Annotated in this window: 14 protein-coding genes; 10 read left to right on the top strand and 4 right to left on the bottom strand. The window is 41.5% G+C overall.

All coding sequences use genetic code 11. The features are described 5' to 3' along the window. The first annotated feature begins 178 nt into the window (after nucleotides 1–178). The 3 genes from LMH66_RS13880 (at nucleotide 179) to LMH66_RS13870 (ending at nucleotide 2,762) form a co-directional block, all read left to right on the top strand. Entirely contained in the window at nucleotides 179–706 is a 528-nt protein-coding gene (locus tag LMH66_RS13880) for a TlpA family protein disulfide reductase (protein ID WP_229370711.1), read from the top strand. Between the two features lie 147 nt (nucleotides 707–853). After that, a complete protein-coding gene (locus LMH66_RS13875) occupies nucleotides 854–1,297 on the top strand; it encodes a YHS domain-containing (seleno)protein (RefSeq protein ID WP_229370709.1) in 444 nt (147 codons plus the stop codon). A gap of 145 nt (nucleotides 1,298–1,442) precedes the next feature. Further along, entirely contained in the window at nucleotides 1,443–2,762 is a 1,320-nt protein-coding gene (locus LMH66_RS13870) for an amidohydrolase family protein (protein ID WP_420709426.1), read from the top strand. A 139-nt stretch (nucleotides 2,763–2,901) separates the two neighbouring features. On the opposite strand, the gene LMH66_RS13865 is transcribed toward LMH66_RS13870, so the two are convergent. Beyond that, nucleotides 2,902–3,315 carry a hypothetical protein gene (locus LMH66_RS13865; RefSeq protein WP_229370707.1) on the bottom strand — a complete coding sequence of 138 codons (414 nt, stop codon included), beginning with the start codon at nucleotides 3,313–3,315 and terminating at the stop codon, nucleotides 2,902–2,904. A 426-nt stretch (nucleotides 3,316–3,741) separates the two neighbouring features. Between LMH66_RS13865 and LMH66_RS13860 the strand changes: the two genes are divergently transcribed. Then, entirely contained in the window at nucleotides 3,742–5,415 is a 1,674-nt protein-coding gene (locus LMH66_RS13860) for a SulP family inorganic anion transporter (protein ID WP_229370706.1), read from the top strand. Nucleotides 5,416–5,725: 310 nt separating this feature from the next. Next, entirely contained in the window at nucleotides 5,726–6,217 is a 492-nt protein-coding gene (locus tag LMH66_RS13855) for a TIGR00645 family protein (RefSeq protein WP_102527734.1), read from the top strand. 194 nt (nucleotides 6,218–6,411) lie between these two features. Here LMH66_RS13855 and LMH66_RS13850 read toward each other — a convergent pair whose 3' ends face one another. Together LMH66_RS13850 and LMH66_RS13845 are read right to left on the bottom strand one after the other, a co-directional pair. Beyond that, nucleotides 6,412–7,713, bottom strand: a complete 1,302-nt coding sequence (locus LMH66_RS13850; protein ID WP_229370705.1) for an anaerobic C4-dicarboxylate transporter — start codon at nucleotides 7,711–7,713, stop codon at nucleotides 6,412–6,414. 474 nt (nucleotides 7,714–8,187) lie between these two features. Further along, a complete protein-coding gene (locus LMH66_RS13845) occupies nucleotides 8,188–9,168 on the bottom strand; it encodes a helix-turn-helix domain-containing protein (protein WP_102527732.1) in 981 nt (326 codons plus the stop codon). A 585-nt stretch (nucleotides 9,169–9,753) separates the two neighbouring features. Here LMH66_RS13845 and LMH66_RS13840 point away from each other — a divergent pair. Beyond that, entirely contained in the window at nucleotides 9,754–10,731 is a 978-nt protein-coding gene (locus LMH66_RS13840) for a DUF1852 domain-containing protein (protein ID WP_229370704.1), read from the top strand. A gap of 161 nt (nucleotides 10,732–10,892) precedes the next feature. Then, complete coding sequence (locus tag LMH66_RS13835; protein WP_229370771.1) at nucleotides 10,893–11,927, top strand: methionine synthase; 1,035 nt, start codon at nucleotides 10,893–10,895, stop codon at nucleotides 11,925–11,927. Between the two features lie 72 nt (nucleotides 11,928–11,999). Here the strand turns inward: LMH66_RS13835 and LMH66_RS13830 are convergent, their stop codons facing one another. Continuing rightward, the gene (locus LMH66_RS13830) at nucleotides 12,000–12,689 is read right to left on the bottom strand and encodes a zinc metallopeptidase (protein WP_229370703.1); all 690 of its coding nucleotides are present in this window, start codon (nucleotides 12,687–12,689) and stop codon (nucleotides 12,000–12,002) included. 232 nt (nucleotides 12,690–12,921) lie between these two features. Between LMH66_RS13830 and LMH66_RS13825 the strand changes: the two genes are divergently transcribed. Genes LMH66_RS13825 through LMH66_RS13815 form a run of 3 tightly spaced genes read left to right on the top strand, consistent with a single transcriptional unit; the run spans nucleotide 12,922 to nucleotide 14,948 of the window. Next, nucleotides 12,922–13,905, top strand: coding sequence for a nuclease-related domain-containing protein (locus LMH66_RS13825; RefSeq protein ID WP_229370702.1), 984 nt, complete (start codon nucleotides 12,922–12,924; stop codon nucleotides 13,903–13,905). A gap of 19 nt (nucleotides 13,906–13,924) precedes the next feature. Beyond that, nucleotides 13,925–14,503, top strand: a complete 579-nt coding sequence (locus tag LMH66_RS13820; RefSeq protein WP_229370770.1) for an excalibur calcium-binding domain-containing protein — start codon at nucleotides 13,925–13,927, stop codon at nucleotides 14,501–14,503. A gap of 52 nt (nucleotides 14,504–14,555) precedes the next feature. Next, nucleotides 14,556–14,948 carry a hypothetical protein gene (locus LMH66_RS13815; protein ID WP_229370700.1) on the top strand — a complete coding sequence of 131 codons (393 nt, stop codon included), beginning with the start codon at nucleotides 14,556–14,558 and terminating at the stop codon, nucleotides 14,946–14,948. Nucleotides 14,949–15,040 lie beyond the last annotated feature (92 nt).

The raw sequence follows: 15,040 nt of genomic DNA, 5'->3' as shown, positions 1-15,040 counted from the left end.
CACTGAAATTGCAATATCTCCACTGAAGTAGGCATGACATAGTCCAGCAACAATAACATCAAGGTCTATGGCGGTTTATCTAATATCTTCAACTACACCCAAATAGAAGAAGGTGAATCACCACTGTTTTATGATGCTGATGGCGGCTATGACGTAGCTTACATCTATGGTCCACTTCATGGTCGAGAATTCTATGTTGGCGTTGAAGGCAAGCTTTAACTGCCTATTGCTACTGACAGCTTTAGCTCTCGGTAGCACTGCCAGTGCAGATCATACGAATACCGCACTTTCTGTGGCGCAAATCCAATTAAAGGATTTGCGCACCAGTCAATCCTCGGTGAGTTACCATGCAGAAAAACCTACCGTGTTGATGTACTTTCAACCCGATTGCAGTTGGTGTAAAAAGCAGGGCAAAATAATCACAGAGCTATTAGGCGAATGTGGCAATAGCGTGCACTTTACTCTAGTCGGGGATAAAGGCTCTAAAAGCCAACTCAAACGCGAATTACGTCATTTTTCAGCCGATATACCCTCTAAGCAAAGCAATAAAATGTTTGTACGTAAAAGCGGTGGCGTGAAAGGCTTTCCAACCACTTTAGTACTTGATACCAAAGGCACCATCCTTGCCAAGCGCCGTGGTTTTACCTCTGAAACCATGTTACGCAGATTAACCAACGAACTCAGCCAAGGTGAATGCGCATTGTAATCACAATTTGTATTTAAATATTCTTGGCTATTTCACTCTTTCTGAAATGATTTACTGTTTTATTAGGTCTCATTCTTTATCAAGATAACCAGCGAGACCAGTTGTACTTTACAACTGAATAAGGCGAAGTCTTCCAAAGGATATGAGATGAAATTACTGACGACACTATTACTGCCACTGATATTATTCATCATGGCTGGCTGCACCAGCTTAAATAAACACCCCATCTATAATAACGAAGGTTATGCTGTTTCTGGATATGATGTTGTCGCTTATTTTACCGACAATAAAGCCGTAAAAGGTGACCGCCAATTTCAGATTGAATACCAAGGCACTCAGTGGTTATTTGCCAGCCAGCAGCATCAACAGTTATTTGAACAATCCCCTGAGCGATATATACCGCAATACGGAGGATACTGCGCCTATGCCATGAGCAGTGGCTTTGTGGTCAGTAGTGACCCACTCGCTTTTACCGTATTTGAAGACAAACTCTACTTAAACTACAGCTTGAGCGTACGAGAAAACTGGCTCGAAAATAAAGGCCCATTCATTAAAGAAGCGGATGAATATTGGCTTAAAAAGCATAAATAGCGCGATTAAATAAGTGCTAAAACGACTTCTCATACATCAGTTGTTTCAATTCAACAGCGTCACCAATTAACTTTGCCATAACATTTATCGTATGATGGGTTTCAATCTTGTTTCAAACAAAAATAATAAAAGGGAAGCCACAAAGATGGAAATCAAATATCGAACACCAATGGCGCAACCAAAAATAAACAGGAAATCCTCTCTGTCGTTATCGTTAGCCACAATAATTGCGCTAACGATGAGCATGCCAACCCTAGCACAAGATACTTTATTAATTGCAGATGCTTACGTTGATGTCGCAAAAGGAAAAACCATTACAGACGTAGCCATCGTCATTAGTGACAATCAGATAAGCCAGGTCACCCAGCAGTCAAAGATACCAACTAATCATGATTACAAACTTATCGATCTCAGTGGTAAAACCATACTCCCTGGTGTAATGGACATGCATGTTCACCTAGCCGGTGATGCACAGGATAACTTTTTGGCCGCACAAAATTATTCTATTCCACGCCAAACGGTCAAAGCGGTTAAAAATGCTGAGATAACCTTGAAGGCTGGCTTTACTACCGTCCGTGACTTGGGCGCTGCAGGCTACGCCGTTATCGCCACCCGCGATGGTATTAATGCGGGTGAAATTGCAGGCCCAAGAATTTGGGCTGTAGGCCACCCTATTAGTATTACTGGCGGACATTGCGATGATAACTTTTCATCTCCTGAAAAAAAGGCAAAGGCACAAGGGGTGGCTGATGGGCCTTGGGCAATACGCGCTAAAGTGCGTGAAAATATAAAATATGGCGCCAATGCCATTAAAGTGTGTGCCACAGGTGGTGTGTTTTCAAAAGGAACCAAAGTAGGGGTTCAACAGTTAACCTATGAAGAAATAAAGTCAGCCGTAGATGAGGCACATATGCGTGGTTTAGTTATCGCCTCTCACGCCCATGGTACCAATGGCATAAAAGCATCAATCAAAGCTGGCGTCGATAGTATTGAGCATTGTAGTTTCATGGATAGTGAAGCGATAGAAATGGCTGTAGAAGCGGGCACTTACTTATCTTGCGATATTTATAATACCGAGTATACCCTTGCATTCGGTGCAGCTAATGGTGTGCCAGAAGCAAATATCAATAAAGAAAAATTAGTATCACAGGCGCAGCGAGATAGCTTTAGAGCAGCAGTAAAAGCGGGGGCTAACATGGTGTTTGGTTCAGATGCAGCGGTATACCCACATGGTGATAACGGCAATCAATTTTCACGCATGGTTAAATTTGGTATGACCCCAACCCAAGCTTTACAGGCTGCGACAATTAATAGTGCTAAATTATTAAAACAAGACAACCTAGGGCAAATTAAAGCAGGATTCTTAGCTGACATTATTGCTGTTAATGGCGATCCCCTCAAGAATATCAGCTTAATGGAAAACGTAACGTTTGTGATGAAAGACGGCCAAGTCTATAAGCAGTAAACCAATAAGATATTAACACTACAGAAAAATGACTCACCTGTAAGCACAAACAACAAAGCCTTGATAGTTTTCGCTATCAAGGCTTTTTAATCAGTAAAAATAAGACTGATTCAATCCATTCTCTAGCTTGCTCGTGAATTTAGTTAAGTGAGTTAACCCACTGCACTAACTCGGTAGCCGATTTCAATGCATACTGCCTTTTCACCAACTTACCTACTGGCTCAAAAAGGAGTACCTCAGCAGGTCTGGCTTGATACTTGCCAATAAACTGATCACCCTCTGGGGTACCGATCCTTGCAATAAGAAAAGCAACATCATCACCTAATGCACCACGAGCCTCATTCATTTGCTCTGTCTGGCTATTACTTACAGCAAGGTTGGGATCATAGACAAATACGACTGCAGAGATACCCGAACCAATATCCTCATGAGAAGTTTTAAAACCTTTAGGCAAAACCGAAAAAACTACCGCAATCAATACGATAATAGCAGCGACAATACCCAAGCCCACTAAAGGCTTGCGGCGAGTAGTGTTTGAATTAGAAGTCCCCATAATAGCAATGCTCTCTTTAAATGTTGAATTAATTGACGTCGTAACAGACTGTAACAACCCTACCTGAGGCCAAGATTAAATCAATATAATGAGCTTGAACTTAAAAGTAATTTATAATTTGCCTGCTTTAAAAATCGGTTCACACTGTCCAACATTCAGATAAAAAAGTACTGCGGCGGCCAAGCTTAAATTAACCCAAGCTTAAAGAAACCACAGCTTAAGAAGCTATATTTAAGAAGCTAATAACTCTAAAAGACATGGCCTTATTTAGCGAAATTCTGCCTAAAAATGTAATCTCATGCAATAAATACCACCCACAAAACAAGCTCACAAATTCAATTACATTTGCGACATTGATCCCATTAATATATTCACTATACAATGCTGCAAAATTTTGTGTTGCTAACGTTTTAGGTGGTATTCGCTTTGTTTAAACAACGCTTTCAAGATGTCAGTCTAAAGGGAGATATATTTGGTGGTGTTACTACTGCCATTATTTCATTACCACTTGCTCTCGCCTTTGGTGTAGCGTCAGGTGCTGGCGCAGAAGCGGGGTTATGGGGCGCCATTCTCGTTGGTTTTTTTGCCGCATTATTTGGCGGTTCTTCGACACTCATTTCTGAGCCTACGGGCCCAATGACAGTGATCATGACGGCTATTTTGACCACCATGGTGGCCAAATACCCAGAATCAGGCGTAGCAATTTCATTTACCATTGTAATGATGGCTGGTGCATTTCAGTTTTTGCTGGGCATGCTCAAATTAGGTAAATATGTCACCCTAATGCCCTACAGCGTAGTGTCTGGTTTCATGTCTGGCATTGGTATTATCTTGATCATCTTACAGTTGTCGCCACTTTTAGGCCATGCAGCTCCTGCTGGCGGTGTTATTGGGACACTTAATGCGCTGCCAGAGACCTTACTAAACATAGATTTCAAAGAACTATTTTTAGGCATATTAACCCTAGTCACCTTATTTTTATTCCCACAAAAATACCGTAAATATGTCCCCGCACAACTGGTCGCGTTAATCGCAGTCACATTACTGTCGATCATATTTTTTGATGATGACAGCATACGCCGAATTGGCGAGATCCCAGCTGGCCTTCCTTCAATCGTCATCCCGCATATCAATAGTGAAATCTTCACCACCATGATTATTGATGCCTTAGTGCTCGGAACTTTAGGCTGTATTGATACCTTACTGACAGCCGTGATTGGCGACTCATTAACCCGTAAAGAACATGATTCAGATAAAGAATTACGCGGCCAAGGTTTAGCTAATATGTTGGCCGGTTTATTTGGCGCATTACCCGGTGCAGGCGCAACGATGGGCACAGTAACCAACATTCAAGTAGGTGCGCGTTCACCGGTTTCGGGCATGACACGTGCGTTAGTACTGGCATTAGTTGTGTTAGTGGCAGGTGGATTAACCGAACCTATTCCGATGGCGGTACTGGCTGGTATTGCTGTCTATGTGGGCTTTAATATTTTAGATTGGAGCTTTATTCAGCGCGCTCATAAAGTCAGTGTTGCAGGCATGGCCATCATGTACGGCGTTATGCTGCTTACTGTGTTTGTCGATTTGATTGTTGCGGTCGGATTAGGGGTGTTTATCTCAAACATCATCATTATTGAACGCCTTAGCCGTGAACAAGCTCGCCAAGTCAAAGCCATAAGTGATGCAGACCAAAACACCGTACCACTCACGCAAAGCGAAAGTGATTTATTGGATCAAGCCAACGGCAAAGTGTTGTTCTTTTATTTGTCGGGGCCGATGATTTTCAGCGTATCGAAAGCAATATCACGTCAGCACAACAGTATTAGCGAATATGAAGCGATGATTTTAGATTTAACCGACGTCCCCATGATTGATGTGACAGTCGGTTTAGCACTAGAAAATGCGATTAAAGATGCCCAAGATGCTCATTGTGAAGTGTTTTTATTGTGCCCAAATCCGCAAACCCGTGAGCAATTAAATAAGTTCCGTGTGATTGACTCCTTGCCTGAACAAAATACCTTCTTATTCCGCTATGAAGCGCTACAAGCGGCGTTGAAGCATGTGGGCCTTAACAATCAAGCCAAGGTAGGACATAACTAGCAATAACTAATAGCCATTAGCGCAAGGCACCTCAAAGCTAAAGTCGTGCGCTATTGGCATCAGTAAAATGGCAATGAATTTGCCAAGCAAGAAAAAATATCTACAGCTTAGAAGTGCATCAATATCAATATTTGTTCTACCTACAATTAAGTTAGCGCCTTGAATTTAAGTAAACTCATCAGTGCCGATAAATCACCTAAACTTATTATCTTGATGAAAGCTAAAATGATGAGTGTGGATTAGCATCATTGTGGTATTGTTCGAAAATCGCTGATGAGTAGCGATTTTTAATTTAAAGGTTGGATTACCAATGGAACAAATGTTTGAGAAATTGATGTATGCATCACGCTGGATCATGGCGCCAATTTATCTAGGATTAAGCCTGATTTTGATTGCACTGGGTCTGAAGTTCTTTCAGGAGATCTTTCATATCTTACCGATTATCTTTCAAATGAAAGAAGTTGATTTAGTGCTAATTGCCTTATCACTGATTGATATCACTTTGGTTGGCGGGCTCATCGTGATGGTGATGTTTTCAGGCTATGAAAACTTTGTCTCACAACTTGATGTCGCTGATAAAGATGAAAAGCTCAACTGGCTTGGCAAGATGGATTCAGGCTCGCTTAAAAACAAAGTCGCGGCCTCAATTGTCGCCATCTCATCGATTCATTTATTGAAGGTGTTTATGAATGCCGAAAATATCGAAAACGACAAAATCATGTGGTACTTACTTATCCATATCACTTTTGTGTTATCAGCCTTTGTCATGGGCTATCTCGACAAAATAAGCCGCACCAAATAATCACTATTTGTGCTAACTCATTAGAGAAATAACTAAGCAAATAGCTAGATAAATAACTAGATAAATAACTAGATAAATAACTAGATAAATAACTAGATAAATAGCCCTGCAAATAATTGGGGTAGCAATAAGCTACCCCAAACAACTTTCAGTTACAGCTTGTATGACTAGATAGTAAAACTAATCGTTTATGCCTATAAAATCATCTCAGCAAGTACAAAGCCGATAATCACTGAACTCACAATAGACACCACACCCGGTATCACAAAAGGATGATTAAATACCCATTGACCAATGCGGGTAGAGCCAGTGTCATCCATTTCAACTGCAGCCAACAAGGTTGGATACGTTGGCAATACGAATAACGCACTCACTGCTGCAAACGAAGCAATGGCCGCCTCTGGGCTAACCCCTAGCATAAATGCTGATGGCATTAACGCCGCAGTTGTTGCTGCTTGCGAGTACAGCAACATGCTCGCTAAAAACAAAATAATAGCCAACATCCACGAGTGCTCTTCTAACAAGCCACCCGATAGCGCTTTAATCTCTTCTAAATGCCCAGAAACAAAAGTATCACCAAGCCACGCTACACCTAATACACAAATACACGCGCTCATACCCGACTTAAACGTCGCAGCATTAAGCACCTCTGCCGTATCCACTTTACACAACAAGGTAATAGCAGTGGCGGCGGTTAACATAAAGACCATAATGGCTTCATTTCGCGGTAATGTCGGATTCTCAATAAGCGCAACAGCATCACTAATCGCCGTGGCATAAAACACCACCGCCACAATAGCTACCAGAAAAACCATCACTGAACGCTTCGCGCTCGCAGGTAACTCAATGCTATTTGTTTCGCGTTTGCTCACTAAACCTTGCGCAACACGTTCTTGATAAACCGGGTCATCTTTTAACTCTTTACCCATAAATTGGGCAACAAAAGCACCGACCATACAAGCAAGAAAAGTAGATGGAATACAAATCATCAATAAACTGATATAGCCCACGCCTTTACTTTCAAGCATGCCACTCATAAGCACAACTGCAGCTGAAATCGGTGACGCTGTAATCGCAATTTGAGAGGCAACAACGGCAATACTTAATGGCCTTGAGGGACGAATGCCCTGCTCTTTAGCTACTTCAGCAATAACGGGCAAAGTGGAAAATGCTGTATGTCCCGTACCTGCAAACAATGTCATGGTGTAAGTCACAACTGGGGCTAAAAAAGTTACCTGCTTAGGGTTTCGGCGTAAGATCCGTTCAGCAATATTAACTAAATATTGCAATCCACCCGCAACTTGCATCGCCGCAATCGCTGCGATGACCGACATGATAATCAGAATCACATCAATAGGAATGGTGCCTGGGGTCATACCTAACCCAAGAGTTAACACCAACACACCTAAACCACCAGCAAAGCCAATACCAATGCCGCCAATCCGTGCGCCGATAAAGATGGCAGCTAATACCACCACTAACTCAATTGTTACCATAAATCCTCCCAAGCCATAATTGCGCGCACTCTACTGCAAAGCTAATAGATCTTATAGATGATTAAATCAATAAAACCTTAATTAGCAGAACAATTATCAATAAGTGTTAACTAGGACGTGTTGTTCATTACGGGTTGAGTTTTGTTCGAGATAAAAACGGATTAAGCGCGGCGAGTGAATTGCCGCCTAGCAATTTAAGCCCTCTTTGTTCGCAAAAAACGCTCAACAATGCAGAATCCGATTTAGCCGCCCCCTACGGGCAGCGTTTGTTGTCCATTTTTACGACGTTATCGGCTGTTAATGCAGAATAAAATGTATTGTGCGCAGAAGAGGTTTACCCTTGGCGATTTACTCTGGGTTTCTTTCGGCGCATTAACTTCGTACCCTGATTTCCCACGCCTTATTTTCCACATCTTATTTCCCACTTCTTGTTTCCTACGTATTAATTCCCTCGTATTAATTCCCACGTATTAATTAAGGCGTGTCTTTGTGAAGTAATTCCATCAAGCCAACGAGTGCGGCAAACAGTACGGCGCCAACAGGCCAAATAATCCAAGTGATACCCCAAGCCATTGTCCAAAAGCTCCAGCCAAGATAGATAGCAATCAGCAAGGGCCAATAAAATCCAGCCAACTTCTCGGCTCGTTTAGTACGTCTAGTTGTCTCTGTCTCTTTAACGGCTTCTTTCAATACATTGCTATAGGCATCATATTTTGCTGAAACCGGTAAAATAATGAATAGGCCAACTGCAATGATAAAAAGCAGTACATCTATCATTAATAAAACGATGTCTTGCTCAAAAGAAAAAATACTCACGCACAGCAGCGGAACAAAGCTAACAATAAAACAGAAGATACCGACAGATAAACGCAAATTATAAGCCGGTCTAAACTGTTTACGCTTTTCATGAAACACGCTGTGAACACCATAAGCGAGTTCAAATGGTTCATCTTCTATCGCCGCTATTTCATCTTGATATTGGTTTGTCTTGATAAAAAAGCTCACTCCAACTGACACCAAAATCAACACACTCACAATACCCAATGCCGCTGCGATATCACCCGTCATGTTTAATCGATTCGTTTCCGCCATCGCCATAAAGAAAAATAACGGCATTGCAGAACACACACACAAAACCACGCCTTTAGAAACAAGATTCGTCATTGCGATTTTATGCTCAACATACTCAGTCGCTTGCTCTAGGGTAATATGGTTAATGCCTGGTTCTTTGGCTTCCGTAGCAACTTCAAATTCCTCGTTCTCATCCTTTAGTAAGAAGTCTGTAGACACATCAAAAATCTGTGAAAGCATAATGATTTTATTTAAATCAGGAATGCTATTTGCCCCTTCCCATTTAGAAACAGACTGACGAGAAACATTCATTTTCTCAGCCAACTCTTCCTGCGACCAGCCCAGTTTCTTCCTTAATCTAATAATCTTATCTGCAAGTATCATTAGTGAGTCCTTTTAATCAATAATTGAGCAGCAAGCATAAGAAATCAGGCAGTTGCTCACTAGCAAGCCAGCTTGTTAATCTGTCAACCAGCAGTTGCGTTATTGATTATTAAGCCATATTTCAGCCATTTTTTGTATCTAATCGCTAAATAAGCACAGAATCTGAAACACGCTGCAAAATACTCTTCCACCCTATCGATATTAAAAATCCCCGACACCTTATGATATCGAGGCGCTCAAATCTTGTCGCTTTATCCCTTCAGGTGACAAATCAGCAAGCATCATTTCAGGCATGGTTAAACAACATCGTGGCCACTAATTCAAACAAGTTACACCTACCCTGACAGCTGCCATTATTAGCGTTTTAATACCGCGCTATCTCAGCCATTTTCTTCACCCAAAACTCAACATGAATAGCGCTCATGTTGCAGCGGAAATTTAATCAATTTTCATCAAGTAATGAAACACGTATAAATCAAACACAGCTTAGAAAAACTTGAAACTGCTGAATGGCAGTTATCAAAAAGCAGCAAAATATTAACCAATATTCAGCTTTGATTACACAAGATGGGATACCAGAACATCATGAATAACGAATTTACTTTTACGATTAAAAACATCTGTCTCGATGAGAACTACCAGCCATCAGACAGTACCCGTATTACCACTAACTTTGCTAATTTGGCCAGAGGTGAGAGCCGCCAACAGAACTTACGTAATGCGTTAAAAATGATTGATAATAGTTTTAATGCGTTAGCTTACTGGGACAACCCAAAAGCTGACCGTTATTCAGTTGAACTTGAAATTGTCTCTGTTGATATGGAAATTGAAAACAGTGGCCAGACGTTTCCCTCCATTGAAGTATTAAAAACCCATATTATTGATCATCAAACCAACGAACGTATTGAAGGCATAGTCGGCAATAACTTCTCATCTTATGTGCGAGATTATGACTTTAGCGTATTGCTGTCTGAGCATAATAAAGGCCAGAGCCAATTTAGCATTCCTGATACCTTCGGCGACTTACACGGCAAGCTGTTCAAGTATTTCGTTAATTCAGACACCTATAAACAGCACTTTAAAAAAACACCCGTAATATGCCTGAGTGTGTCAGATAACAAAACCTATCAGCGCACGGGCAATCAACATCCATTACTGGGCTATGAGTACCAACCGAATGAGTCGTCGTTAACTGAGCAATATTTCAAAAAAATGGGTCTACAAGTGCGCTATTTTATGCCGCCTAAAAGTGTGGCGCCTCTAGCATTCTACTTCTTTGGGGATTTACTCAATGATTACAGCAACCTTGAGTTAATTAGCACCATCAGCACCATGGAGACGTTTCAAAAGATATACCGACCTGAAATTTATAACGCGAATGCCGTGGCAGGTAACTGTTACCAACCTAACTTGAGCAATCAGGATCACTCTATCACTCAGATTGTTTATGACCGAGATGAGCGCAGTAAATTAGCCATTAAACAGGGTAAGTTTGCCGAGGAGTACTTCATCAAACCGTATCAAGCCATTCTAGAACAATGGTCTGCGAGCTACTCGCTGTAATCAGCAGCGCTAATACCAAGTGCATAAATAACAAGTATATGAATAAAAAGTACATGAATAACTCGCACCAATAACAAGTGCTAAAACAAGTACATGAATAAACAATCGCAATCGAAACAATTTTAGCCAAACGGACAGCAGCTCTTATGACGACGAATACAGTGAAAACATTACTGCCAACATCAACGGCTGGCAGTTTACCTAAACCTTCATGGCTGGCAGAACCAGAAGCGCTATGGTCACCTTGGAAATTACAGGGTCAAGAGTTGATTGACGGTAAGCACGATGCGCTGCGTTTGTCGCTGCAAGAGCAACAGCAAGCGGGTATTGATATCGTCAGTGATGGCGAACAAACCCGCCAACACTTTGTGACCACCTTTATTGAGCACTTAACGGGTGTCGATTTTGAACAGCGTAAAACCATTAAAATTCGTGACCGTTATGACGCCAGCGTTCCAACAGTAGTCGGTGCGGTTTCTCGGCCAAAGTCAGTGTTTGTTGAAGACGCAAAAATACTGCGTAAACAAACCAATCAACCGATCAAATGGGCGCTGCCAGGCCCTATGACCATGATAGATACTCTTTATGATGCCCATTATCAAAGCCGTGAAAAACTGGCTTGGGAGTTTGCCAAGATTCTCAACCAAGAAGCGAAAGAGTTAGAGGCTGCAGGTGTTGATATTATTCAATTTGATGAGCCTGCATTTAATGTATTTTTTGACGAAGTGAATGAATGGGGTATTGCTTGTTTAGAACGAGCCATTGAAGGGCTTAAGTGTGAAACAGCGGTGCATATTTGCTATGGCTACGGCATAAAAGCCAACACCGATTGGAAAAAGACCTTGGGCTCAGAGTGGCGTCAATATGAGCAGGCTTTCCCTAAGCTACAGCAATCTAATATCGATATTATATCGCTGGAATGTCACAACTCCCATGTGCCCATCGAACTGCTGGAGCTTATTCGCGGTAAAAAAATCATGGTCGGCGCTATTGATGTCGCCAGCAATAGCATTGAAACACCAGAAGAAGTCGCCAACACCTTACGTGAAGCGCTTAAATACGTCGATGCTGACAAGCTGTACCCATGCACTAACTGCGGCATGGCGCCGTTATCTCGTGATGTCGCAAGAGGAAAGTTACAAGCATTAAGTGCGGGTGCTGACATTGTTCGAAAAGAGCTTTCTTTAACGAACTAGCAACTAACGAACTAGCAACTAGCTAACTCGTCGAACATAATCCTGACACAGGGGGCTCTTAGATAAAACCTATTAGCGACGCAGCACCGCTATCCAGCGGCCAAGATTGAGTAAGCTGGCCAGCGAGCCAGCCACGTAGGTTAGCGCGGCCGCTTTGAGAATCTTCTCCGCATGCTTTAGGTCACCGTCGTGCAGGTAATTGCCCTCTTTGAGTATGGGCAGCGCCTTGCCATAACTGGCATCGAACTCCACCGGCAAGGTCACCAGATGCACAATAGTGCTCAACCCCATCGACAGCACGCCGATTAATATGGTCAACGCCCCTGCCTGCGGTATACGGGTGAGCATTAAGACCACTGGCGCCGCGAACATCATCATGCCGGCAATACGTTCACCGACCATCGCGGTTCTAGCGAGCTTCTGTCGCATCAAAAACAAAGACTCGCCGCGAGAATCCTGCAGAGCATGCCCTACCTCGTGGGCAGCGACAGTCACAGCAGTCAGGGAATGACCGGAATAGTTATCCGGCGAAAGGCGAACAGTCTTAGCCCCGGGATCATAATGATCACCGTCAGGCGTCTCTTCAACCTTAACGTCATTTAGGCCAAAACGATCTAGAATATGGCGAGCAAATTCACCACCGCTACCTTGATGACGGTAGCGATCAGTGGGCTGTTGGTACTTGCTCATGATGTGCTTAACCCACAAGCCAGGCAAGAAAACACAGCCCGCAATGACAATAATTAGAATGATCCATAGCATGCAAACCAGTATGCCATAAACCTTGGTATAACTCTCACGGCTTTTACTCAAAGCCAGTACTGTTACGCAAAGCCATTAACCGTGGATGCGTGTAGTGGAAGATGATTTTAAAAAAGGGTTAAATTGACTGCTATTTTTATACAAATTCAATCAATAATCATAGCTTTATCAATCTATAATTGGGTATTATGGTAATGATTTTTATCAAGTTATGAATGGATGCTGTTGATAAATGATACTCAAAACGAAAACCCTGCAAAACACCACTTCACCGCAAGCGATCGCGGGTCAAAAGCAAGAGCAAAACGTGGCCTTCTTTTTACGCCGCGCCTTTAAAGATCACCCAGAAATACTGGTGATCAATGATTTCAAATTTAGTTTTAATGATGAAGTCGCCCAGATCGATCACTTGATCATTTACCCTTATGGCTTTGTGCTGATTGAATCAAAAAGCATTAAAGGCCATGTAAAGGTTAATCAGCAAGGTGAATGGAATCGGAGCTTTAATCAGAAATGGTCAGGCATGCCATCGCCAATTAAGCAGGTAGAACTGCAACAGAAGTTGCTTAAACAACTACTCAAGCAACACAAAGCAGAAGTATTAGGGAAACTACTAGGAATAAAACAACAAGGGTTTAATGGCCGTAAATGGGACAATCTTTGCGTGGTATCAAGTGATACCTTAATTGACAGAAAGTCCATGCCTAAAGCAGTTTCAGAACAGTTAGTTAAAACAGAGTTCTTAGTTGATAAGCTAGAAAGCGTTATGAATATCCGCAATAAAATAATGCGTGTAGTCAATATTAACGACACCAGACCCGCCTTCAACCAGCAAGAACTCTACTCCATAGGTAACTTCATACTCAGTCAGCATATTGATAGCATTAACCAGATTAATAGCTGTAAACAAACAACATCCAATCCAACAGCTGAATTAGTCACCCCAATAGCAAAGCCTCAAGTTACAAACGTCTATCAAGAGGCTCAACCCATTCCTCAAGTAAAACTAAGCTGTAAACATTGCGGTGAATCAACAAATTACATCCCAATGTACGGTAAGTTCGGTTATTACATTAATTGTAATCAATGCACTAAAAATACGCCCATGAAGCAAGCCTGCCCCATGTGCCACAGCAAAAATACCAAAGTACAAAAGCGCAAAGAGACTTACTCCTTGAATTGCCAAGATTGTAGTTATAGTCAGCAGATTGTCTAAGGAATAGAAATTGAACAACATGGAAAAAGGCAAACTTGTTCGTTGGAACGCCGACAAAGGCTTTGGTTTTATCAAACCTGATTCAATAGGTAGTAAAGATATATTCATTCATATATCGATACTCAAACACATGGCAAGAAAACCTGTCGTTGGCGACCAAATCAACTACTTTTCAGAGATTCAAAGCGATGGCAAAGTCAAAGCGATAAAAGCCAATATCGAAGGTGTCGCAGTCATCTCTACCCGCAAGTCCAATCGTGTTCATCACCGACAAGGCAATAACAAATCATCTAGCGGCATGCTTATTCCTCTCTTAGTCATATTAGCTCTCGGTATATTTGGATTTCAGAAGTATAAAGAAATGACCGCAACGCCAGTACTGACAAACCAAGACATTGAACAAATGGAATGGCAGCCCGCTGTACAAAACAGCAACCCAATAACAAGCCAACCAACATTTAGATGTGAAGTAGGTAAAACTCATTGCAGTCACATGAGTTCATGTGAAGAAGCGACTTTTTATAACAACAACTGCCCAGGCACAAAAATGGACGGTGATAGAGACGGCATCCCCTGCGAAAGACAGTGGTGTAATTGATGCTCAAAGGTCAGGATACAGTTTACTCTGAACCCACTTTTTAAGGATATTTATGCGGGGAATAAACTCAGAAAACATGGAGTATAATGATCAAGTTTTCAATCAAGCGATTATGGTAATCATAACTTGGTTTTGTGTTTATATAGTTGTTTATTTGGTAGGCTTTTCTGATTGGTATATTGAATTTCTAGTTTATTCAATATTATTTAGTTTAGTGCATTTTAATAGCGTTTATTCAAAATTGTGTAGCTCTATATATAAACGAAAGAAAACAAAGCTACTTACTGGTTGTATGGGCTATGGCGCTTTTGTGGTTTTTAACGACTTGATTTATAAACTACAGTTTGTTCCAGAAAAGAAAGTTACTATTTTTATATACATTGTATTTTATCTAGTTTTATTGGCTTTATTTGATTTTTATATAAGAAAACATCAAAAGCAATGAGGGTAAGTAGTTAAAGTTTACTCTGAACCTGACGAACCCCCACGAAATAATTATTAGAAACAACAAGATATTGAAAAAAGATTGGAACATTC

The sequence above is a fragment of the Shewanella sp. 10N.7 genome (assembly GCF_020806285.1).
GTDB classification, from domain to species: Bacteria; Pseudomonadota; Gammaproteobacteria; order Enterobacterales; family Shewanellaceae; genus Shewanella; species Shewanella electrodiphila.
This window is presented reverse-complemented; position numbering and strand designations above follow the sequence as displayed.

What these genes read in the sequence shown, in the direction of transcription:
- LMH66_RS13830 (WP_229370703.1), bottom strand. Translation starts at nt 12,689, where the DNA reads ATGCTATGGATCATTCTAATTATTGTCATTGCGGGCTGTGTTTTCTTG.
- LMH66_RS13815 (WP_229370700.1), top strand. Translation starts at nt 14,556, where the DNA reads ATGCGGGGAATAAACTCAGAAAACATGGAGTATAATGATCAAGTTTTC.
- LMH66_RS13870 (WP_420709426.1), top strand. Translation starts at nt 1,443, where the DNA reads ATGGAAATCAAATATCGAACACCAATGGCGCAACCAAAAATAAACAGG.
- LMH66_RS13850 (WP_229370705.1), bottom strand. Translation starts at nt 7,713, where the DNA reads ATGGTAACAATTGAGTTAGTGGTGGTATTAGCTGCCATCTTTATCGGC.
- LMH66_RS13820 (WP_229370770.1), top strand. Translation starts at nt 13,925, where the DNA reads ATGGAAAAAGGCAAACTTGTTCGTTGGAACGCCGACAAAGGCTTTGGT.
- LMH66_RS13845 (WP_102527732.1), bottom strand. Translation starts at nt 9,168, where the DNA reads ATGATACTTGCAGATAAGATTATTAGATTAAGGAAGAAACTGGGCTGG.
- LMH66_RS13840 (WP_229370704.1), top strand. Translation starts at nt 9,754, where the DNA reads ATGAATAACGAATTTACTTTTACGATTAAAAACATCTGTCTCGATGAG.
- LMH66_RS13880 (WP_229370711.1), top strand. Translation starts at nt 179, where the DNA reads ATGGTCGAGAATTCTATGTTGGCGTTGAAGGCAAGCTTTAACTGCCTA.
- LMH66_RS13865 (WP_229370707.1), bottom strand. Translation starts at nt 3,315, where the DNA reads ATGGGGACTTCTAATTCAAACACTACTCGCCGCAAGCCTTTAGTGGGC.
- LMH66_RS13875 (WP_229370709.1), top strand. Translation starts at nt 854, where the DNA reads ATGAAATTACTGACGACACTATTACTGCCACTGATATTATTCATCATG.
- LMH66_RS13825 (WP_229370702.1), top strand. Translation starts at nt 12,922, where the DNA reads ATGATACTCAAAACGAAAACCCTGCAAAACACCACTTCACCGCAAGCG.
- LMH66_RS13855 (WP_102527734.1), top strand. Translation starts at nt 5,726, where the DNA reads ATGGAACAAATGTTTGAGAAATTGATGTATGCATCACGCTGGATCATG.